Raw genomic sequence first — 20,445 nt, 5'->3', positions numbered from 1 at the left:
ATTGACTGTTTTCATACAGACTTATATTTTTACAGGCGGTATTATTCCCTTACATGATGTATATAGATAATTAAGCATGATCAGAAAGTCTTTACCAGCGCTATTAACTCTCCTTACAGTTGCTCCGATTGTATCTGCTCAAGATCTGGATCTTTCAGTCGAGGGATTAGAGGGTGCGTTGCAAGATAATGTTGATGTCTATCTATCCTCTATTCCTCCAGAAGAGTATTCGACCAGCTTACGTTTTCAGGCTCGTGTGGAACGTAACATTATCGAAGCATTAACTGCATTAGGTTACTACCATCCTCGATTTGAGTTTTCTGTTGCTGAAGATGAAAATGAGCTCATCGTAAAAGTGACACCGGGGCCAGTGGTCATCATCCAAGCAGTGGATGTGCAGATCACAGGAGAAGCGAAAAACGATCCTGACTTTGCAGCTTTGATTAAGAAAAGCGGCCTAAAGCAAGGCGATACCCTTAATCATAGCTCTTATGATGCCCTCAAGTCGGGTATTCGCAACCTTGCCTTACGTAAGGGCTATTTTGAAGGCGACTTTAAACTTAGCCGCCTTGAAGTCGCCCCAGACTTAAACCAAGCTTTTATTCGCCTTCATTACGACAGTGGTATTCGTTACCATTTTGGTGATAGCACCATCACGGGCAGTCAAATTGATCAAGAGCGTGTGGCGTCACTATCTCCGTTTAAAAGTGGCGACCCTTACTTAGTCTCTCAAGTCGGCGAATATAATCAAAATCTATCGAATACCGATTGGTTCTCTTCAGTATTTGTTGAACCAGATTTATCTCAGTTGGGAGAAGGGCGAGAGCTACCGATGAAGGTATCACTTTCTCCGCAGGCGCGTAATCAACTCGAGACGGGTATTGGCTACTCAACCGATGTGGGTGTTCGAGGCTCTTTGAAGTGGAAGAAACCATGGGTAAATAGTCGCGGCCACAGCTTTGATAGTAGCTTTTCTCTTTCAGCACCAGAGCAGACCATTACTGCCGGTTACCGTATTCCTCTAGAAGATGTGCTAAATGAGTACTATCGAATTCAGTATGGATTAAAGAACGTCGATAATCGCGATACGAAGAGTTTGGAGTCCAACTTAGCGCTCGAAAGGCACTGGCTACTTGATAATGGTTGGCACAGAACTCTTTACGTACGCTACTTGCTTGAAAACTATGAGCAAGGCATACAGGACGATAACGCGCAATTCCTCTTACCGGGCATTTCGTTTACCCGTAGCCGAATTCGTGGTGGTTCGATGCCTATGTGGGGCGATCGCCAAAGTTTAACCATCGAATATGGTGATCCTAGCGTCCTGTCTGAAACTCGAGTGACACGCTTGATTGGCGGTATGACGTGGATTCGTGGTATCGGCAATAACCATCGCGGTATTTTCCGTATTGATGGTGGGGCGAACTTGGCTGACGATTTTTCTAAGTTGTCACCATCGCTGCGTTTTTTCGCTGGTGGTGATAATAACTTACGTGGTTATGGCTATGAGTCGATCTCGCCTACTGATGAAAGTGGCGCATTAACCGGTGCAAAATACATGGCGACCAGCTCGCTTGAGTATCAATACCGAGTGTATGGAAACTGGTGGGGCGCGGTGTTTTATGACGTCGGTGATGCCTTTAATGATGAGATCGATTTAAAGCGCGGTACAGGTGTAGGCGTACGTTGGGCATCCCCGGTTGGTCCGATTCGTCTTGATTTTGCTTGGGGTCTAGATGCTGCTCCTGGCGATGAGTTTAAAATTCACTTTACCTTAGGACCTGAACTATGACCCGTGTGGTAATTAAGTGGTCAAAGTGGCTGTCACTTTCTTTACTGGCTTTACTCGCGTTAATCGTGATTGCGCTAGGTACGTTATTGTTTACCAATAGTGGTTTAAACCTTGCTTTATGGGGTGCTGAGAAGTTTGTTCCCCAGCTTAAAGTTGAGTCATCTCAAGGGGCTCTTTTCCCTCGCTTTACCCTGAATAATGTTAAATTCAAAGACGACTCTTTAAATGTCGATACCGAGCTAAAATCGATCACCTTGGCCATTCGTGCCAACTGTTTAACCGAACCTCGAGTATGTGTCGATGAAATTGCCATTGATGGATTGCGTTTTTCTATGCCAGAACTGCCACCAAGCAGTGCGCCAGAGCAAGAAGAGCCAACGCCATCGACGAGCAAGATTACCTCGCCAATCCCTATTGTGGTCAGTCGCATCGCATTAACGGATATTGAGTTAGATGTTTTACAAAACCAAATCTCTTGGCAGTCGTTTACCTCTGGCGTTGCGTTTCAGGGTAATCGCTTACGATTAAACAAGACTACGCTCACCTCTCCAACGGTTAAGCTAGCGCCTGCTGATGAGGCAGCTAAAGAGCAGCAAGCTCCTCAGCCTGAGAGCAAAGAGCCCACACCGATTGTCTTGCCGAACGTCGAACTTCCGTTGCAGATTGAAGTCGTGCGTATTGATATTCATGACTTTAAGTTGGAGCAAGAGACTCCCGTTGTGGTGAATCACCTTGGCTTAAGTGTTGATGCCACAGGTTCTACGGTGGATGTACACACACTTGAGCTCGATATGCCGCAAGCACAAGCTGAACTCGCCACCAAAGTCGAACTGCAAGGTGACTACCCACTGACATTGAAGTTAGATGCGACGGTTAAAGACAAAGTTGCCCCAGGGCAGACATTGACACTCAATGCTGACGGTAGCGTGGCGAACTTGAGTTTAGAGGCCACTTTAGGTGGGTTAGCCAAGGCAAAATTAGCCGCTTATATCGAACCACTCAAACCAGAGTTACCTTTTGATATTTCCTTGAGTGGTGGTGATGTTCAGTGGCCGTTAACAGGTAAGGGAGATTACTTTGTTGCCATTGACAAGCTCAAGAGCAAAGGTTCTCTCGATGGCTATCAGCTTGAACTTGCGAGCAATATTAAAGGTAAGGATATCCCTGATCTGGCGGTTACATTGCAAGGTGATGGTGACCTCAATCACGTGAAGCTGAAAAAAGTCGATTTAACGACGTTAGGTGGGCATGTCTCTGGTGATGTGATGGCCAACTGGAAGGCGCCGATAAACTGGGCGGCTAATTTAAATCTATCCCATATTCAGCCGGGTCTACAATGGCCTGAGGCTGAAGGTGATATCAGCGGTAAGCTGGCGACAACAGGTAGCTTGACTGAACAGGGCGGTTGGCAAGTTGAACTGCCAACGTTAGATATTGATGGGGTTCTTAGAGAGTACCCACTGAATATTGAAGGTTCATTGTCGGCATCAGATAAAAGTGGTAGCGGCAATTTGAGCCTTGATACGCCACGATTGGTGCTTTCTCATGGCCCGAATAAGGTAGAAGCGAAAGGTCAGCTGGATAAAGAGTGGCGAATGGACCTCGCTATCGACTTTCCTGATCTGATAAAAACAGTGCCGGATTTGCAGGGTAAAGCGACAGGGGCGATTTCATTGCGCGGTGCATTGAAAGAGCCTCAAGTTGGTGTTGCGTTAGATGTTCAAGCCATTGACTGGCAGCAGCAAGCCAGCGTGGAACATATTGCGTTAAACGGCGATATCACCCCACTCCCTGTGCCCGCTGGGCGTCTTTCTCTGCAGGTTCAAAATGCGCAATACCAAGAGACATTGGTAGATAGTGTTGCCATGACGTTTAACGGTTCACAGCAAGAGCACCAACTGAAGTTAGATGTAGCTTCGAATGTGGCATCGACTAGTTTGGCGCTCAGTGGCTCATTGAAGGATAAACCTGATCTCATTTGGCAGGGCGCGCTTGAGAGAATGACGTTGAGTTCACAGCAAGGTGAGTGGCGACTCAATCAGGCGACCAAATTAGGCTTTGAAATGGCGACGCAGCAGGTGTCCGTTGCGGCTCACTGTTGGTTGCAAGCCGACTCATCGCTCTGCTTGGATAAAGATATTCAGGTTGGGCAAAGTGGCGAAGCAGCGTTAACCCTAAAGCAGTTTGACTTTGACCAGCTAAAAGCCTTTATCCCACAAGCGACAGAGCTGACTGGGCAAACCAACGCCAATGTTTGGGCTAAGTGGGCGCCAGATTCTGCTCCGCAAGTAAAAGCGACGATTGAGCTGCCAAAAGGTCAACTAGTGCAAAAGTTAGAGCAGCCTGTGACAGTGGGTTGGGACAAAGTGCAGCTCAACGCCCAGATTGCCGACAACAAACTGCAAGCAGATTGGTTGCTGGATATTACTGATAATGGTGATATTTCGGGCAAGGTGATGATCCCTGATGTGCTAACGGATGATAAGCAAATCGATGGTCAGCTAAAGCTAACGACATTCAACTTAGACTTTCTCGATCCTATCATTGGTGATTACAGCCAATTGAAGTCAAATATTTCGACTGATTTAGCCTTTAGTGGCCCAGTGATGCAGCCAAAAGTAAACGGTAAGTTCCTTGTTGATGGCATTTCATTGAAAGGGGACATCTCTCCTGTGGAAGTGGACTCGGGCCGTTTGACGATTAATTTCACGGGGTATGAAGCGTTATTGGCTGCGGCAATCCATACTCCTGATGGCAAATTAGAAGTCTCGGGTGACGCGGATTGGCATGATCTTAAAGCGTGGAGCAGTAACCTACGCGTGTTTGCTGAAGAGCTGTATGTGGATGTGCCGCCAATGGTGAAGATGAAAGTCAAACCGGATATGACCATTTCGGCATCGCCTCAGCATGCGCGGATTGATGGTGATATTGCTTTGCCATGGGGAAGAATTGTTGTTGAAGAGTTGCCACCAAGTGCGATTGGGGTATCGAAGGATCAGGTATTGTTGAATGATCAATTAGAGCCAATCGACAAAGAGAGCCCTGTTCCTTTTATTCTTGAAACCAATATCAATATTAAGATTGGCGATGACTTTAAGCTGTCTGCCTTTGGACTTGAGGGTGGTTTAGTCGGTAACCTCAATGTGGCCCAGAAAGATAAAGGCCCGTTTATTACCGGCGAGATCAATATCGCAGATGGCTCTTATACCTCATTTGGTCAAGATCTGTTGATCCAAGAAGGTAAGATCTTAATGAATGGGCCCGCGGACCAACCATACGTTCAAATAACGGCGATCCGTAACCCAGACAACACTCAAGATGATGTAACCGCTGGTGTGAAAGTGACAGGGCCTGCCAGTGAGCCAACGGTGACGATTTTCTCGGATCCTGCGATGCCGCAAGCTAATGCGCTCTCTTATCTGCTGCGTGGCCAAGACATTGATGGTGAAGCGGGGGGGAACTCCATGACCACCACACTAATTGGTCTAAGCTTAGCCAAGAGTGGGCGTGTGGTCGGCGAAATCGGTGAAGCATTTGGCGTACAGGACTTACAGCTTGATACTGCTGGTAGTGGTGATGACTCACAAGTGACGGTGAGTGGCTATGTGTTACCTGGGCTACAGGTGAAATATGGAGTCGGTATTTTTGACTCTGTGGGCGAATTTACGGTGCGATATCGTTTGATGCAGGATCTCTATGTCGAAGCGATTACTGGTGTCGATAGCGCGGTGGATCTGCTTTATCAATTTGAGTTCAACTAAACAATAGGAGTCTCGATGCAACATTTGGTTTTTGTCTATGGCACGTTACGCCATGGAGAGTGCAATCATCATTTATTGTCTCAGGCGCAATGGTTAGGCAAGCATACTACTTTGCCAATCTACTCACTTTATGATCTTGGTGCTTACCCAGCCGTAATAGAAGGGCATAGTGCCATTATTGGTGAAGTCTATCTTGTTGATGAAGAGACATTAGCGCAGATGGACTTGTTGGAAGATGTTCCGGTGACTTATCGGCGAGAGCCTATTGAGACAACATTTGGTCAGGCTTGGATCTACCTATATCAAGATGTCAGCCAGTTGGATGTAATAATTTCGTCCGGAGACTGGTCTCTTAAGGTGTAGCTTGGTGCACAAACGTGATTGGCACTGAGTGTTCGAATAAGGAGATACTGATGAAACCCCTATTTGTCGTTATAACGTTAATGTTGGATGGCTGTGCGGTTGAACCAACGCCGATGACCAAGGCTGCCAGTGATTGGGCTGACTATGGTCAGCAGCGTGCGGAACAAGGCTTTCTCAAGCAGTCAGAAAGTAAATTGGCTAAGTTAGACGCGCAAGGCTACTTAAATTCAGAGCTTTATTTGGCTTATAACAATGGTTATGAACAGGGTAGAGAAGTTTACTGTTCACAAAGTGCCTATCTGTTAGGTGTGATGGGCAAACCCTATCGCGGAATTTGCGAACGATTGGATCCGTTCTTCTATCAAGATTATGTCTCTGGTAAGAACTCGACTGCGGGGTCACCGTTTTAGCCCTCGCCGTGAGTGTTATATCGAGAAGCAATAAAAAAGAGTCGAACTTGGTCGACTCTTTTTTGTTATCGCTCTTTGGCTACTTTTCTTCGCGGTTAAGCTCTAAGAACTGTTCCACTTTTTTCACCATATTCTTCGAGCCAACAAAGAATGGTACACGTTGGTGTAGCTCAGTTGGCTTGATATCCATAATGCGCTGAACACCATCAGAAGCAACGCCGCCCGCTTGCTCAATGATGTAAGCCATTGGGTTACATTCGTAAAGTAGGCGTAGCTTGCCATTAGGGTGACTTTGCGTGCTTGGGTAAAGGTAAATACCACCTTTAAGCAAGTTACGGTGGAAGTCAGCCACCAATGAACCAATGTAGCGAGAAGTATAAGGACGGTTCTCACTCGGCTCACTTTCCTGACAGTACTTGATGTACTTCTTCACACCCATAGGGAAGCGAATATAGTTACCTTCGTTGATCGAGTAAATACTGCCATCTTGAGGGATCATCATGTTTTCATGAGATAGGCAGAAGGTGCCAAGTGATGGGTCGTAAGTGAAACCATTAACGCCATTACCGGTTGTGTAAACCAACATGGTTGAAGAGCCATAGATGACATAACCTGCCGCAACCTGTTTGTGGCCGGGTTGAAGGAAATCTTCTTCTGTTGGAGGTGTGCCGATTGGTGACACTCGACGGTAGATTGAGAAGATCGTCCCAACAGAAACGTTGACGTCGATATTTGATGAACCATCGAGTGGATCCATCAGAACAACATATTTCGCATTTTTGTTGAGTTCTTTGTTAAACGCTACAGCCTCATCTTCTTCTTCACTGGCGACACCACACACCTGATCGCGTGCTTCTAGCGCAGCCTTAAACTTATCGTTGGCATACACATCCAACTTTTGTTGATCTTCGCCTTGGACATTTTCAGTGCCGACTGCACCTGTAATATCACCGAGACCTGCGGCATTGATTTCGCGGTTAACGATTTTAGCAGCAAGACGAATAGAAGAGAGTAGGGATGATAGATCACCGCTTGCGTGGGGGAAGTCCGCTTGTTTTTCAACAATGAACTCGCCAAGGGTGCGCATTCCAGACATGGTTTTTCCTTAAAAAGTCGCTCTAATAGTAGGGGGATGGGTAGTAGGGATCTCTACGGATCTTTTAGGGTTACCCGTGTTTAAGTGTAAGAGTTAGATCTTTTTATTGGTAATGAACTAACTGATTGAGATCTCAATTTATTTGTCGACCAATAGGTTTACTTACATTTATTCATCTAAGGGCCAATAGCTGGTGCAAGAGTGAGCAACTAGATAGATAAAGCCGATTTTGCCTGCTCAAAGTGGTTCGCTTTTGGCGGCTTTATCGCCATAATGAAGAACTTATTTTTGCCTAGGACAAGGTCAGTATATGCATATTCATATCTTGGGAATTTGCGGCACATTTATGGGTGGCGCTGCGGTATTAGCTCGTCAGCTTGGACATAAAGTGACGGGGAGTGATGCTAACGTTTACCCGCCGATGAGTACCCTATTGGAGTCTCAAGGTATTGAAATTATTGAAGGCTTTGAACCTTCTCAGCTTGATCCTGCACCTGACCTTGTCGTGATCGGTAATGCGATGAGCCGCGGTAATCCATGTGTCGAACATGTACTGAATAGTAACTTGCGCTATACCTCGGGCCCTCAGTGGTTGCAGGAGTTCCTATTGCATGATCGCTGGGTGTTGGCTGTCTCGGGCACGCATGGCAAGACGACCACCTCAAGTATGCTTGCTTGGATCCTTGAAGATTGCGGCTATCAGCCAGGTTTCCTGGTTGGCGGGGTGCTGGGGAACTTCGGTGTCTCAGCGCGTCTTGGCGAAAGTATGTTTTTTGTCGTTGAAGCGGATGAATATGACAGTGCTTTTTTCGATAAGCGCTCGAAGTTCGTTCACTACCATCCAAGAACTTTGGTGATGAACAATCTAGAGTTCGATCATGCAGATATTTTCGATGATTTGGAGGCTATTAAGCGTCAGTTTCACCATTTGGTGCGTACTGTTCCTGGTAATGGACGCATACTGGCACCCAAACAAGATATCGCTTTAGAGGATGTACTACAGCGTGGTTGCTGGAGTGAAACTGAGTTTACTGGTCAGCAAGCTAATTGGCGTGCAGAAAAACTGATCGCGGATGGCTCTGAGTTTAAAGTCTTCTTCCAAGATGAAGAAGTTGGCATCGTGAAATGGGACCTTGTCGGCGACCATAACGTTGATAACGCACTGATGGCAATTGGTGCCGCGCGCCACGTCGGAGTAACGCCAGATTTGGCCTGTGAATCACTGGCTAAATTTATCAACACTAAGCGTCGTCTAGAATTAAAAGGTCAGGTCAATGGCGTGACTGTCTACGATGATTTCGCGCATCACCCAACCGCGATTGAACTGACTCTTGGTGGCCTACGTAATAAGGTTGGCAGTGACAACATTATTGCCGTGTTAGAGCCGCGCAGTGCCACCATGAAGCGTGGCGTACATAAAGATGCGCTGGCTGCTTCATTGGCTAAGGCGGATCAAGTATTTCTCTATCAACCTGACAGTATTGATTGGTCGGTAAAAGATATTGCCAGTCAGTGTCATCAACCTGCTGACACCTCTGCTGATGTCGATGAGCTGGTTGCGAAGATTGTGTCTCACGCTCAAGCGGGGAGTCATATCTTAGTGATGAGCAATGGTGGGTTTGAAGGCATTCACGGCAAGTTACTGGAAAAATTAGGCGAAAAATAGTTATTACCATGAGTAAACAACAAAAAGCGATTACATTAGCGTTTACAGGGGCATCTGGTGCCCCGTACGGACTGAGACTACTGGAGTGTTTGTTAGCAGCAGACTATCAGGTCTATTTGCTGATCTCTTCCGCTGCGCGTGTCGTGCTCGCAACGGAACATGGTTTAAAGCTATCGGCTAATCCTGATGTGGCTAAACAAAGCTTGGTTGAGCATCTCAACTGTGACCCAGATAAGCTGGTCGTGTGCGGTAAAGACGATTGGTTCTCTCCAGTGGCTTCAGGCTCTGCGGCGCCGAAACAGATGGTGGTTTGTCCATGCTCAGCAGGAAGTGTCGCCGCGATTGCTCATGGAATGTCTGACAATTTGATTGAGCGCGCTGCTGATGTAGTGATGAAGGAACGCGGTCAGTTATTGCTGGTGGTACGTGAAACGCCATTTTCTACCCTACATCTAGAGAACATGCATAAGCTGTCTCAGATGGGGGTGACGATTATGCCAGCCGCGCCGGGTTTCTATCATCAGCCTAAGTCGATTGAGGATTTAGTCGACTTCATGGTTGCGCGTATCTTGGATCATCTGGGCGTAGAGCAAGGTCTTGTTCCACGTTGGGGCTACGATCCCCGTCATATTTGAAGTCGCAGCGTTGTTGACTGCTCAAATTCACCCAAATCAAATAGAGCACCTATGTTCATTGGGATGAATTTGCTTGTCGCCTAGCTGCAACTCCAACTATTTAGGGGATGGCTATTGAGTCTCATAACTATTACAATTTGACCGTTACTCATCGGGGAGCTATTCATTGTTTCAATGAAGCTGAGATCAAGCAAGGCTTGGGACCCGTGGACCTGAACCAGATAATGCTGGCGTAGGAATTGAGTTTGGATCTATCTCTTATCGATGTATCCCTCAAACCTGTGCCGCTCATACAAGGAGAGAGCGAGCAGTGAAAAACACTCTAAATACCCTTTCAATCAGCACTCTAGCGGCTGTTACTCTAGCTTCATTTTCAGCAAGCGCGGCAGATAACACACTGACGGTTTACACTTACGATTCATTTGCAGCAGACTGGGGCCCAGGCCCAACGGTTGAAAAAGCGTTTGAAGCAAAGTGTGGTTGCGACGTGAACTTTGTTGCCTTAGATGACGGTGTTTCGATTCTAAATCGACTGCGCCTAGAGGGTGGCAACAGCAAAGCCGATATCGTACTTGGCCTAGACAATAACTTGATGGCGGAAGCTAAGGAAACAGGTTTATTGGCGCAGCACAATGTTGACACTGACTCAGTGACACTGCCTAACGGTTGGAATGACAAGACGTTTGTACCGTATGACTTTGGCTATTTTGCCTTTGTTTACAACAAAGAGACGTTGACGAACCCACCAAAGAGCTTAAAAGAGCTAGTAGAGTCACGTGATGATTTGAAAGTGATTTATCAAGACCCGCGTACTTCGACACCGGGTCAGGGGCTAATGTTGTGGATGAAGTCAGTCTACGGTGATGATGTCACAGAGGCATGGCAAAACCTGGCTAAAAAAACCGTTACGGTTACCAAGGGCTGGTCAGAAGCTTACTCTATGTTCTTAGAGGGCGAGTCTGATCTGGTACTTTCCTATACCACCTCGCCTGCTTATCACTTGATTGCAGAAAGTGATGAGAAGTATGCTGCGGCTGATTTTGCTGAAGGTCACTACACTCAAGTTGAAGTGGCAGCCAAGGTAAAAGGTTCTAAAAACGAGAAGCTAGCTGATGAATTTATGAGCTTTATTCTGAGTGATGAGTTCCAGTCTACAATGCCAACCGGAAACTGGATGTATCCAGTGACTGACGTTGAGTTACCTAAAGGTTTCGAAACTCTGACAGTACCTAGTCAAGCTCTAAGCTTTAGCGCTGATGAGGTTGCTCAGAATCGCAAATCTTGGATTCGTGAATGGCAAAGTGCATTAACCTTCTAAGGCTTTCTTTTGCGTAAAACACCTCTCATTGGTTTATGGGTCGCGATATTCATCGCGACCTTTGTTGTTTCAGCGCTGGCTGCATTGTTGATCAACGCTGAGACCTTAAATATCAGCTTAGTTTGGAACGATCCTTACTATCGTCATGTGACTAAGTTTAGTTTCTACCAATCTTTTCTCTCGACGTTACTGAGTGTCGGTTTTGCTTTGCCTGTTGCTCACGCCCTTTCTCGTCGTCAGTTTGTCGGCAAGACGCTGCTGCTAAAACTGTTTGCCACCACCTTAGTGCTGCCAGTGTTGGTCGGGGTATTTGGTTTACTGGCCATTTATGGCAATAGTGGTTTACTTGCTAGCTTATTTAAGTTTCTAGACAGTAAGCTGCCTTTCTCGATTTATGGTTTGAATGGCATCTTACTCGCCCACGTGTTTTTTAATCTTCCTTATGCGACGCGGTTGTTATTACAAGCGTTGGAGTCTATTCCGCAAGAGCAGCACAAGTTATGTGCCCATCTAGGGATGGGGCACTGGGATAAATTCCGCTGGGTTGAATGGCCTCGCTTACGTCAGCAACTGCCCCACGTGAGTGGTTTGGTGTTTATGCTGTGTTTTACCAGTTTTGCGACTGTGATGGCATTAGGCGGTGGACCAAAGTCGACCACCATCGAGCTAGCGATCTACCAAGCGATTAAGTTTGACTTCGATTTACAAGCAGGGGCACTGCTGGCTATTTGGCAAATGGCGTTATGTGGTGTGATGGCTCTAAGTATTCAAAGACTTGCTAAGCCTGTCTCGGTCACGAGCGGCAGCCAAGCACATGCTCTTTTTCTGTCTAAAGATGGCGTGCTCTCGAAGTGTTGGGACTGGAGCTGGATTATCGTTGCAGTAATGTTGGTCGTACCGCCATTGCTGATGGTGGTGCTGAGTGGCGTCAACAAAGAAGTGATTAATGTCTTAACCGATGCGCGCTTTTGGTCTGCTCTCTGGGCGTCAATTAAAGTTGCGACACTGGCGAGTACCATCGCGCTATCTGCTGGGGTAGCGATTCTAATCACCAGTCGTAGACTGCGTCTAAATGATAGAGCAAAACGAGCCGATCACATTGAGCTGCTTGGAACGATTATTTTAGTTACCCCAGGCCTAGTGATTTCGACCGGACTGTTTCTACTGCTGCGATCGTTTACTGATGTGTTTAGCCTTGCTTTCATTGTGGTGGTTGCGGTCAATGCCTTGATGGGGCTGCCTTATGTGATTAAAACCTTGTCCCAGCCTATGCTGCATGTAGAGCAGCAATATCAGTATGTGTGTGCGAGTTTAGGTATGAGAGGCTGGCAACGGTTTAAAGTGGTGGAGTGGAAGGCACTAAGAAAGCCACTAGCGCATGCATTTGCCATCAGTTTTATGTTTGCTATCGGGGATTTGAGTGCGGTCGCGCTATTTGGTAGCCAAGAATTTCGTACCTTGCCCTTGTACCTTTTCCAGCTATTAGGTAGCTATCAGATGGAAGCCGCGGCAGTGGTATCAGTCACATTATTACTATTAAGTGTCGGGTGTTTCACCTTGATTGAAACGCTATTCAAAGTAAATAAAAAGGTCAAGCATGCTAACACTGAGTAACGTCGATTATTATTATCACAATGAGCTGTTTCACTTTGACGTGTCGGTTGAGCAGGGCTCGATTGTTGCCTTGATGGGGCCAAGTGGAGCCGGGAAGTCTACCTTGCTTGCCTTGGTGGCTGGATTTATAGAACCCGCAACAGGTTCAATTTGCGTAGAGCATACAGAAATTGTTGGCTTAGAACCTCATCAACGACCTTTTGCGATGCTGTTTCAAGAACACAATCTATTTGCCCACCTCACAGTACGACAGAATATTGGTTTGGGGCTGCACCCGGGCCTTAAGCTGAGCTGTGATCAGCAACAGCAAGTGGAGCTGGCGGCTACTCAAGTCGGAGTTGATGAGTATCTGGACCGATTGCCAGAGCAATTATCAGGTGGTCAGCGTCAGCGAGTGGCCTTAGCACGCTGTTTTGTTCAGCCCCATGCGATTTGGCTGTTGGACGAACCTTTCTCGGCGCTAGACCCTATTTTGCGTGAAGAGATGCTCTCTTTGGTCGCTAAGTTAGCCAAAGAAAGAAATATCACGGTACTTATGGTGACGCACCATATTAGTGATGCGAGAGCGATAGGCTCGGACTTTATCTTCGTTGCCAATGGTCAGGTTGAAGCGGCCGGAGAGATCAGCCAATTGTCATCCACTCATGCCAATCAGAGCTTGAGTGAATTTGTCAGAGCGGGTGAATGATCTAGGGAACGAATATTCGGTCATTCCTTAAAAGGAAGAATGACCAGCCAATTTACTGCAAATAAAAAGGGCTGGCATTTTCATGCCAATCCTTCATCTTTCGAGCTTATTGCTCTTCTTCGTTTAGTGCTTTTAGCACTTGGAAGATCTCACGAAACGCTTTTGCAGGTTTGCCTGACGCTTTCTCTTTCGCTGCTTGACGAGCAAGTTGACGTAGACGCTGACGATCGGCGCTAGGGAATTGCTCCATAACGTCTACGATTGCACTGTCACCCTCTTCAACGACACGGTCACGCAACACTTCAAGCTTATGCAGCTCTGCTGTTGCTTGAGAGTGTTTGTTACGTACTTTGTCTAATGCCGCTTGCAGAGGTTCTATCTCTTCAAAGCGCATCAGCTTACCAATGTACTGAAGCTGACGACGACGCGCTTCGTTTTTAAAGCGTTGCGCGTCTTTGATCGCTTCTGCTAAGTCTTCGCTTAAAGGAAATTTTTCTAGCACAGACGGCTTCAGGCTTGCGAGTTCTTCACCAAGCTTTTGTAGCTCTTCCATGTCGCGTTTCAATTCGGTCTTACTGACCCAAATGATCTCTTCTTCCTCTTCCCATGGCGCTTTTTGATTCTTACGTGCCATATTTCTGCCTTATTTGAACATCTATTTCTCTATTTTAACAAGAATCGTGGGGAGAAAGCGAAATTCTTGTTATTCTAATGGCAATTGATCTTAAGAAATAAGCAAATATGGACGTAAGACAGCAAGTGGCTCAACAGCGTGTTGAGTTGGAAAGCGCAGTAGCAAAAGCGTTAGAGATGGCCGCAGCGAAATCGGATGCGGCAGAAGTTGCCATCAGCAAGTCAACTGGCTTAAGCGTTTCAACCCGTATGTGCGAGGTAGAAAACGTTGAGTTTAACAGTGATGGCGCATTAGGTATCACGGTATACCGTAATCAACGTAAAGGCAGCGCTTCAACATCAGACTTGAGTGAAAAGGCAATCCAACAAACGGTACTTGCTGCTCTCGATATTGCTCAGTATACCTCTGAAGATCCATACGCAGGCCCTGCACCTAAAGAAATGATGGTGCAAGAGATCCCTGATTTAGATTTATTCCATCCAGATACGCCAGATCCTGATTATGCTGCTCAAGTAGCGATTGCGGCTGAACAACAAGCCCTATCGTACAGCGACAAGATTAAGCAAAGTGACGGTGCAAGCTATGACAGCCACTATGGATTAAAAGTGTACGGCAACAGTCATGGTTTGCTAGCAAGCTATGCCTCAAGTCGCCATAGCACCAGCTGTTGTGTCATTGGCCAAGGTGCCAATGGTGAAATGGAGCGAGACTACAGCTACACGGTAGCTCGTCATAAAGATGACCTATGGACACCTGAATTAGTTGGCCAGAAAGCCGCGGAAAAGACTGTGAGTCGCTTGGATGCACAGAAACTGAAAACCGGCAAATACCCAGTGATGTTTGCCGCTGACGTAGCTACAGGTTTACTCGGCCACTTAGTCATGGCGATCAGTGGTGGTAACCTTTACCGTAAGTCGTCATTCCTATTAGATCACCTTGGTAAGCAAGTGCTACCTGAATGGTTCAACGTATCAGAGCGTCCACATGTGCTACGTGGTTTAGCATCAAGCCCATTTGATAGCGAAGGTGTGTTTACTCAAGACCGCGAAATTATTACCGATGGTGTTCTGGCAACTTACCTGCTGACAAGCTACGCGGCACGTAAGATGGACATGACTCCAACAGGCCATGCTGGTGGTATCCACAACTGGTTTGTTAAGTCGACTGGTCAGGACTTCGACCAGATGCTCAAAGAGCTAGGCACAGGCCTACTGGTAACAGAAGTGATGGGCCAAGGCGTTAATATTGTTACTGGTGATTACTCTCGTGGCGCGGCTGGTTTTTGGGTTGAGAATGGTGAAATCCAATACCCAGTTTCTGAGATCACGATTGCTAGCAATCTAAAAGAGATGTTTAACCAGATTGTTGCGGTCGGTAACGATGTAGAGACGCGCTCGCAGATTCAAACGGGTTCTATCTTGCTAGAATCAATGAAAGTGGCTGGCGAGTAACGGCGAACACGCTTTTTGTACCGATTACTTGTCATTGAATAGACTGATGAAGGATGAGTAGGGAATCTTAGAGAGTTTCGTTACTTGCTTTAAGAGATCCCCAACTCGCTCGTCCCTCGCTCTCGGGAATGACAACAAAAAAAGGGTTGATGCTTTCACATCAACCCTTTTTTTATTCTTTTCTCTACTTTTCAAACAATTCCGTATGTAGTTTCTGAATCGCTTGCTTCGAGACTGATTCATGGACTAAGAAACACAGGTTGTGCGGACTTGCACCGTAACAAATCATACGTAGGTTGAAGTCTTCTAATGTGCCAAACACTTGCTTCGCATAACCTTTGCTTTCGCTCATATTGTTACCGATTAGGGCAACCAGACAGAGGTTGTGTTCCACTTCAACAGTACATAACTCTTCAAGCTCTAGGCGCGCGGCTTCAGGGAGTTGCGGCGCTCCGCCAGAGGTGTCTGTTTGATCGAGTGTGAGTGAGACACTGATTTCTGAAGTGGTGATCAAGTCTACCGAGACTTTATGCTTAGCTAAGATTTCAAACACTTTGGCCAAGAAACCATACGCGTGGAACATTTGGGCGCTGCGCAGTGTCACCATGGTTTGGTTGCAGCGTAGGGCGAGCGCACGGAATAGCGGTGAGCTTTCAACTTGGTGACGAATCCAAGTGCCGCCTTTCTCTGGCTGCTTTGAAGAGCCAACAAAGACAGGGATATCATGACGCAGTGCAGGCAGTAATGTCGATGGGTGAAGAATCTTAGCGCCAAAGTTCGCCATCTCTGATGCTTCGCTAAAGCTGATTTCTGCAATTGGCGAAGCTTTAGCGGCAATGCGAGGGTCGGTGGTATAGATACCCGGAACATCTGTCCAAATCTCTAAGCCTGATGCTTCCACTGCTTCGGCAATTAATGCCGCGCTGTAGTCACTACCACCACGACCTAATGTCGTGGTATTGCCTTGTTCATCCGAACCGATAAAGCCTTGGGTAATCACAACATGCGCTTGGCACAGTGGTATTAAGTTTTGCTGAGCGAGTGCGCTGATATCGTCTAAAAGTGGCTCGGCTTTGCCAAAGTTGCTATCAGTACGCAGCACATCTCGGATGTCGAATCGAACCGCTTTGATACCACGCTCTTTCATTAGCTGTGTTAGTAAATGGGTCGACATCAGTTCGCCACACGCAACAAGGTGATCGGTCAGTTTGTGACTTGATTGAATAGAGGCGGCTTCAGCAAGGCTTGCCACTGTATCGAGAATAGTTGACACTTCACTCGCGGCTTGGGCTGCATCTTCTAGCTGGTTTAGAACGGCTTGGTGGATCTCTGCCAGTTTGGCTAGAACTTCACTGCGACGAGTTTGATCTTGTACACCATTAGCCAGTTCAACCAGTAAGTTGGTCACTCCAGAACAAGCACTACTGACTACGAGTTTGGTATTTGGGTTGCTTTCAATAATAGCGGCACAACGGCTCATTGCTTCAAAATTCGCAACACTTGTTCCACCAAATTTAGCTACATTAAAACTGCTCACAGCGTTTTCTCCCACGACTTCCTGAAAATATATAATTTGGTAGCTATACCAACATCCAATGTTTTACTTTGATGAAGAGAGTTGAGCGAAAGAGAGGTGTTTATTTGAATGGTATACCTCAGAAGCTCATCATCAGACTGGGCTGATGACAGTCGTAGGGATTCAACCCTAACAACCGATAGACGTAAGCCACAACTTTTATCTACCTCGGCACTACTCCCCCTCAATATGCTGTATTGGATTTGCGGTTCCACAACATATCTACCTGGGCAGTGCTCCTCTTCTGCAAAATAATTTGCTATGCGGCATAAATATTCACCACATACTCAGCATTGAACGTTTTTCTGTGACTCATGTCAACGGGAATTTGTAACTTTATCGTATTTATAAATTAACAAACTTGTGACACTGGTTTGACCTCAAGACTTTGGGCTAATTGCTGGTGGGGGAAATATGCATTAATGTGGGTAAGCAAAATAAATAGAATGAAAAAGTTATTCAAAAGGAGCTGCCAATGACGATTCAAAGTTTTATTCCCCCACACCGAATTTTAATGGGGCCGGGGCCTTCCGATATTTCCCCTCAAGTACTACAAGCTTTGAGTCGTCCAACTGTTGGCCACTTAGACCCATTGTTTGTTGGCATGATGGACGAGCTTAAATCGCTACTTAAATACGCTTTTCAAACCGAAAATGAATTTACTATTGCCGTGTCAGCGCCGGGCAGCGCTGGAATGGAAACCTGTTTTGTTAACCTGATTGAACCGGGTGAAAAAGTTATTGTGTGTCGCAATGGCGTGTTTGGTGAACGAATGCGTGAAAATGTGGTACGTGCTGGCGGGATTGCCGAGGTGGTTGATGATGAATGGGGAACCCCCGTATCAGTGGCTAAAGTTGAGCAAGCGCTGAAAGATAACCCTGACGCGAAAGTGCTTGCCTTTGTCCATGCAGAAACATCTACGGGCGCTTGCAGTGATGCTGAGGCACTTGGCAAGCTTGCGAAGCAATATGGTGTGCTAACTATTGTTGATGCAGTAACGTCATTGGGTGGAGTGCCACTGAAAGTCGATGAGTGGCAATTGGACGCGGTTTATTCTGGCAGTCAAAAATGTTTGTCTTGTGTTCCTGGTTTATCGCCAGTGACGTTTTCTCCTGCCGCTATTGAGAAAATTCAGTCTCGTACTACACCAGTGCAGAGTTGGTTCCTCGACCAAAGTTTAGTCCTAGGTTATTGGAGCGGTGAAGGTAAACGTAGCTACCACCACACAGCACCAGTAAATAGCTTGTATGCGCTGCATGAATCGCTGTTGATTCTAAAAAATGAAGGACTTGAGAATGCTTGGCAACGTCATCGTGATATGCATGAGAAACTCAAACAAGGTTTGGCAAAGCTAGGTTTTGAATTTGTCGTTGAAGAGAGCTCGCGCTTACCTCAACTGAATGCGATTTATATTCCTCAAGGTATTGATGACGCTAAGGTACGTAACCACCTACTTAATACTTATAACTTAGAAATTGGTGCAGGATTGGGTGCGCTAGCGGGTAAAGCTTGGCGCATCGGCTTAATGGGCTACGGTGCTCGCGCTGAAAATGTTGCGTTATGTTTACGCGCACTGGAAGAGTCTCTTGCTCAATAGCGTTATGGGACTGAAGTAATAAAGGCGACCAATGGTCGCCTTTATTTATTTTTGCTCTTGCTCGTTTTGAGCCTTTAACGCATCAACATTAGGTGGAATATAGAACACCTGCGAAAAGTCTCGCTCAGGGAAGAGAAATTGTGCTTCGCGTCGAATCTGTTCCGCTTTGACTGTTTCGCCCAGTCCCTGATAAGCCAAGATCAAATTATTGTAAAAAGCCGGACGAGGCTTATCTTTGATGATGTCCAAAGACCAATCGATATAAGGCTGAATAAATTTGGCCTCTTGTTGGTGCAAGCCAATATTGAGGTAGGTGCTGAAGATATCCCAATCAAATCTGTCCTGCCAAACGATCGGATTAGTCACTTGCTCCAATAGTTCTGGGTTCTTAGGTTGTGAGCGTTCAAATTGGGTTAACACGTAATTGGTATGTAGCGTGGTGAGCATAAAGAAGCTAACAAGGATTGGAATCACCAAGCTGAATACGCGCAACAGTGTTTGCGAGACAAAGCTCAATGATATCTGTCGGTAAGACGTTGCCCTTTGATCAACCCAATAGAGCAAGATAACGAAAGTAATCCAGTGGATAGCAGAGTGATAAAAGGGGTACTCAAGTTGGCTATGCAGTACGATCGGTACAAACAGAGCAAACAAAGCCAAACGCGTCCCTCGTGTGGTCTGAACGATGCGGACTAAAACCAGAGTTGCAGCAAGTAGTATTGCAAGTATGGGTATCAGACCTCCCTCGACGCCCCAATAGAGCAGTTCATTATGTGGGTGATCCATCGCTGCAAGCCCTGGCTTATAGCGTTCATTGAGTTGATGCTGACGAGCTGTGTAGACGATATATTCCGGTTCGAAACGACCGTAGCCATAACCAGTAAATGGTTTTTCGATCAGCATGTCGAGAGCCTGAGGGAAGGTATATTGTCTTGGGCTCTCCAAGTTCGTCCGTTGTGAGGCGAGTGAAGGATCTGAAGCAATCATATTAGTGCTCAGTCCAATAGCGATGCCTGCAACCACGGCCAGCGACCAACCAAAGAAACGTTTTTTGGTCGCAAATTTGTAGATGTAAGGCAGTAACAATCCTACTGAGAGCACTCCGGCTAACCAACCTGTGCGAGAAGCTAAAAAGATTAACAGCGGAATGGTTGCCACTGGCATCAGATAAAGTAGAGCGACTTCACTGACTTTGCGCTGATACTTTGTCGGGTGGCGTGTCAGTAGATAACCAGATAGCGCAAGGCCTGTTGCCAAAAAGCTTGCCATCACATTGGGCTGTTGGAAAATGCCATAAGGACGATTGCTGACGGTATTGTAACCGAAGATATTGCCCGGCTCTAAAACAAAGAATTGTGCCCAGCCAAAGAGTGCTTCAATGAATACCGCGATAGTGATAAACCATAACAAGCGCTGTTTTTGTTTATTACTAAAACGAAATTGCTGCAAAATAACGAACAGTAGGTAGCCGCTCCAAAGAGCGAGGAGTTTTCCGGTCGATAGAGAAGGGGCTGCATTGTGATAGATAACGGGTATGGTCAGCATCACACAGTTGATAAACAAGCCGACGGTAAGTTTGTTATACCTGAATTTACCCAGAGTACCGAACTGGTACAGACCGATAGCGATCGTGAAACTTAGTGCAAGCCAAGTGGTTGAATTAAACGCAAGAGCGAGACCGGAACCACCTGGGTTAGGCATAAAAAAGTGCATTGCTAGCAAGTAAACAATGCCTATAGAAACTAAGAATGGCTTAATCAAAGGTGGCTTTGCTGCTCTGAATTCTAGTTCCGTTCCTGCTACATGAGTAGTCGCCATAAATTACAACACCTTAAAAAAACAGA

At 46.4% G+C, this 20,445-nt stretch carries 15 protein-coding genes and 2 riboswitches; of the genes, 11 read left to right on the top strand and 4 right to left on the bottom strand.

From position 1 onward, the window contains the following. Window positions 1-76: 76 nt before the first annotated feature. Genes tamA through VIA_RS20750 form a run of 4 tightly spaced genes read left to right on the top strand, consistent with a single transcriptional unit; the run spans window position 77 to window position 6,326 of the window. A complete protein-coding gene (gene tamA / locus VIA_RS20765; protein ID WP_004415794.1) occupies window positions 77-1,792 on the top strand; it encodes an autotransporter assembly complex protein TamA in 1,716 nt (571 codons plus the stop codon). Next, entirely contained in the window at window positions 1,789-5,553 is a 3,765-nt protein-coding gene (gene tamB / locus VIA_RS20760) for an autotransporter assembly complex protein TamB (protein WP_004415793.1), read from the top strand. The genes tamA and tamB overlap by 4 nt, the downstream gene beginning before the upstream one ends. Before the next feature lie 15 nt (window positions 5,554-5,568). Further along, the gene (locus tag VIA_RS20755; RefSeq protein ID WP_004415791.1) at window positions 5,569-5,916 is read left to right on the top strand and encodes a gamma-glutamylcyclotransferase family protein; all 348 of its coding nucleotides are present in this window, start codon (window positions 5,569-5,571) and stop codon (window positions 5,914-5,916) included. Between the two features lie 50 nt (window positions 5,917-5,966). Then, entirely contained in the window at window positions 5,967-6,326 is a 360-nt protein-coding gene (locus VIA_RS20750; protein ID WP_004415790.1) for a DUF2799 domain-containing protein, read from the top strand. Between the two features lie 79 nt (window positions 6,327-6,405). Here VIA_RS20750 and fbp read toward each other — a convergent pair whose 3' ends face one another. Next, window positions 6,406-7,422 carry a class 1 fructose-bisphosphatase gene (fbp, locus tag VIA_RS20745; RefSeq protein ID WP_004415789.1) on the bottom strand — a complete coding sequence of 339 codons (1,017 nt, stop codon included), beginning with the start codon at window positions 7,420-7,422 and terminating at the stop codon, window positions 6,406-6,408. A gap of 310 nt (window positions 7,423-7,732) precedes the next feature. On the opposite strand from fbp, the gene mpl reads away from it, so the two are divergent. The 5 genes from mpl (at window position 7,733) to thiQ (ending at window position 13,343) form a co-directional block, all read left to right on the top strand. After that, the gene (gene mpl / locus VIA_RS20740; protein WP_004415785.1) at window positions 7,733-9,088 is read left to right on the top strand and encodes a UDP-N-acetylmuramate:L-alanyl-gamma-D-glutamyl-meso-diaminopimelate ligase; all 1,356 of its coding nucleotides are present in this window, start codon (window positions 7,733-7,735) and stop codon (window positions 9,086-9,088) included. An 8-nt stretch (window positions 9,089-9,096) separates the two neighbouring features. Further along, window positions 9,097-9,723: a flavin prenyltransferase UbiX gene (locus VIA_RS20735; RefSeq protein WP_004415784.1), complete on the top strand. Its 627-nt coding sequence runs from the start codon at window positions 9,097-9,099 to the stop codon at window positions 9,721-9,723. A gap of 142 nt (window positions 9,724-9,865) precedes the next feature. After that, a riboswitch (TPP riboswitch) is annotated at window positions 9,866-9,979 on the top strand. A 54-nt stretch (window positions 9,980-10,033) separates the two neighbouring features. After that, window positions 10,034-11,041: a thiamine ABC transporter substrate binding subunit gene (gene thiB, locus VIA_RS20730; protein WP_004415783.1), complete on the top strand. Its 1,008-nt coding sequence runs from the start codon at window positions 10,034-10,036 to the stop codon at window positions 11,039-11,041. Between the two features lie 9 nt (window positions 11,042-11,050). Then, on the top strand, window positions 11,051-12,655 hold the full coding sequence (gene thiP, locus VIA_RS20725) for a thiamine/thiamine pyrophosphate ABC transporter permease ThiP (RefSeq protein ID WP_004415782.1): 1,605 nt from the start codon (window positions 11,051-11,053) through the stop codon (window positions 12,653-12,655). Then, window positions 12,639-13,343, top strand: coding sequence for a thiamine ABC transporter ATP-binding protein (gene thiQ / locus VIA_RS20720; protein WP_004415781.1), 705 nt, complete (start codon window positions 12,639-12,641; stop codon window positions 13,341-13,343). Before thiP ends, thiQ begins: the two co-directional genes overlap by 17 nt. 106 nt (window positions 13,344-13,449) lie before the next feature. Here the strand turns inward: thiQ and yjgA are convergent, their stop codons facing one another. Continuing rightward, a complete protein-coding gene (gene yjgA, locus VIA_RS20715; protein WP_004415780.1) occupies window positions 13,450-13,977 on the bottom strand; it encodes a ribosome biogenesis factor YjgA in 528 nt (175 codons plus the stop codon). Window positions 13,978-14,084: 107 nt separating this feature from the next. On the opposite strand from yjgA, the gene pmbA reads away from it, so the two are divergent. Next, window positions 14,085-15,428, top strand: coding sequence for a metalloprotease PmbA (gene pmbA, locus VIA_RS20710; RefSeq protein WP_004415779.1), 1,344 nt, complete (start codon window positions 14,085-14,087; stop codon window positions 15,426-15,428). Between the two features lie 184 nt (window positions 15,429-15,612). Here pmbA and lysC read toward each other — a convergent pair whose 3' ends face one another. Beyond that, the gene (lysC, locus tag VIA_RS20705; protein ID WP_004415778.1) at window positions 15,613-16,965 is read right to left on the bottom strand and encodes a lysine-sensitive aspartokinase 3; all 1,353 of its coding nucleotides are present in this window, start codon (window positions 16,963-16,965) and stop codon (window positions 15,613-15,615) included. A gap of 114 nt (window positions 16,966-17,079) precedes the next feature. Then, window positions 17,080-17,256: riboswitch (Lysine riboswitch) on the bottom strand. Between the two features lie 223 nt (window positions 17,257-17,479). On the opposite strand from lysC, the gene VIA_RS20700 reads away from it, so the two are divergent. Continuing rightward, window positions 17,480-18,601, top strand: a complete 1,122-nt coding sequence (locus VIA_RS20700) for a pyridoxal-phosphate-dependent aminotransferase family protein (RefSeq protein ID WP_004415777.1) — start codon at window positions 17,480-17,482, stop codon at window positions 18,599-18,601. A 45-nt stretch (window positions 18,602-18,646) separates the two neighbouring features. Here the strand turns inward: VIA_RS20700 and VIA_RS20695 are convergent, their stop codons facing one another. Then, complete coding sequence (locus VIA_RS20695) at window positions 18,647-20,419, bottom strand: PglL family O-oligosaccharyltransferase (protein ID WP_004415776.1); 1,773 nt, start codon at window positions 20,417-20,419, stop codon at window positions 18,647-18,649. Window positions 20,420-20,445: the final 26 nt, after the last annotated feature.

This window comes from Vibrio orientalis CIP 102891 = ATCC 33934 (genome assembly GCF_000176235.1).
In the GTDB taxonomy this organism is placed as follows: domain Bacteria; phylum Pseudomonadota; class Gammaproteobacteria; order Enterobacterales; family Vibrionaceae; genus Vibrio; species Vibrio orientalis.
This window is presented reverse-complemented; position numbering and strand designations above follow the sequence as displayed.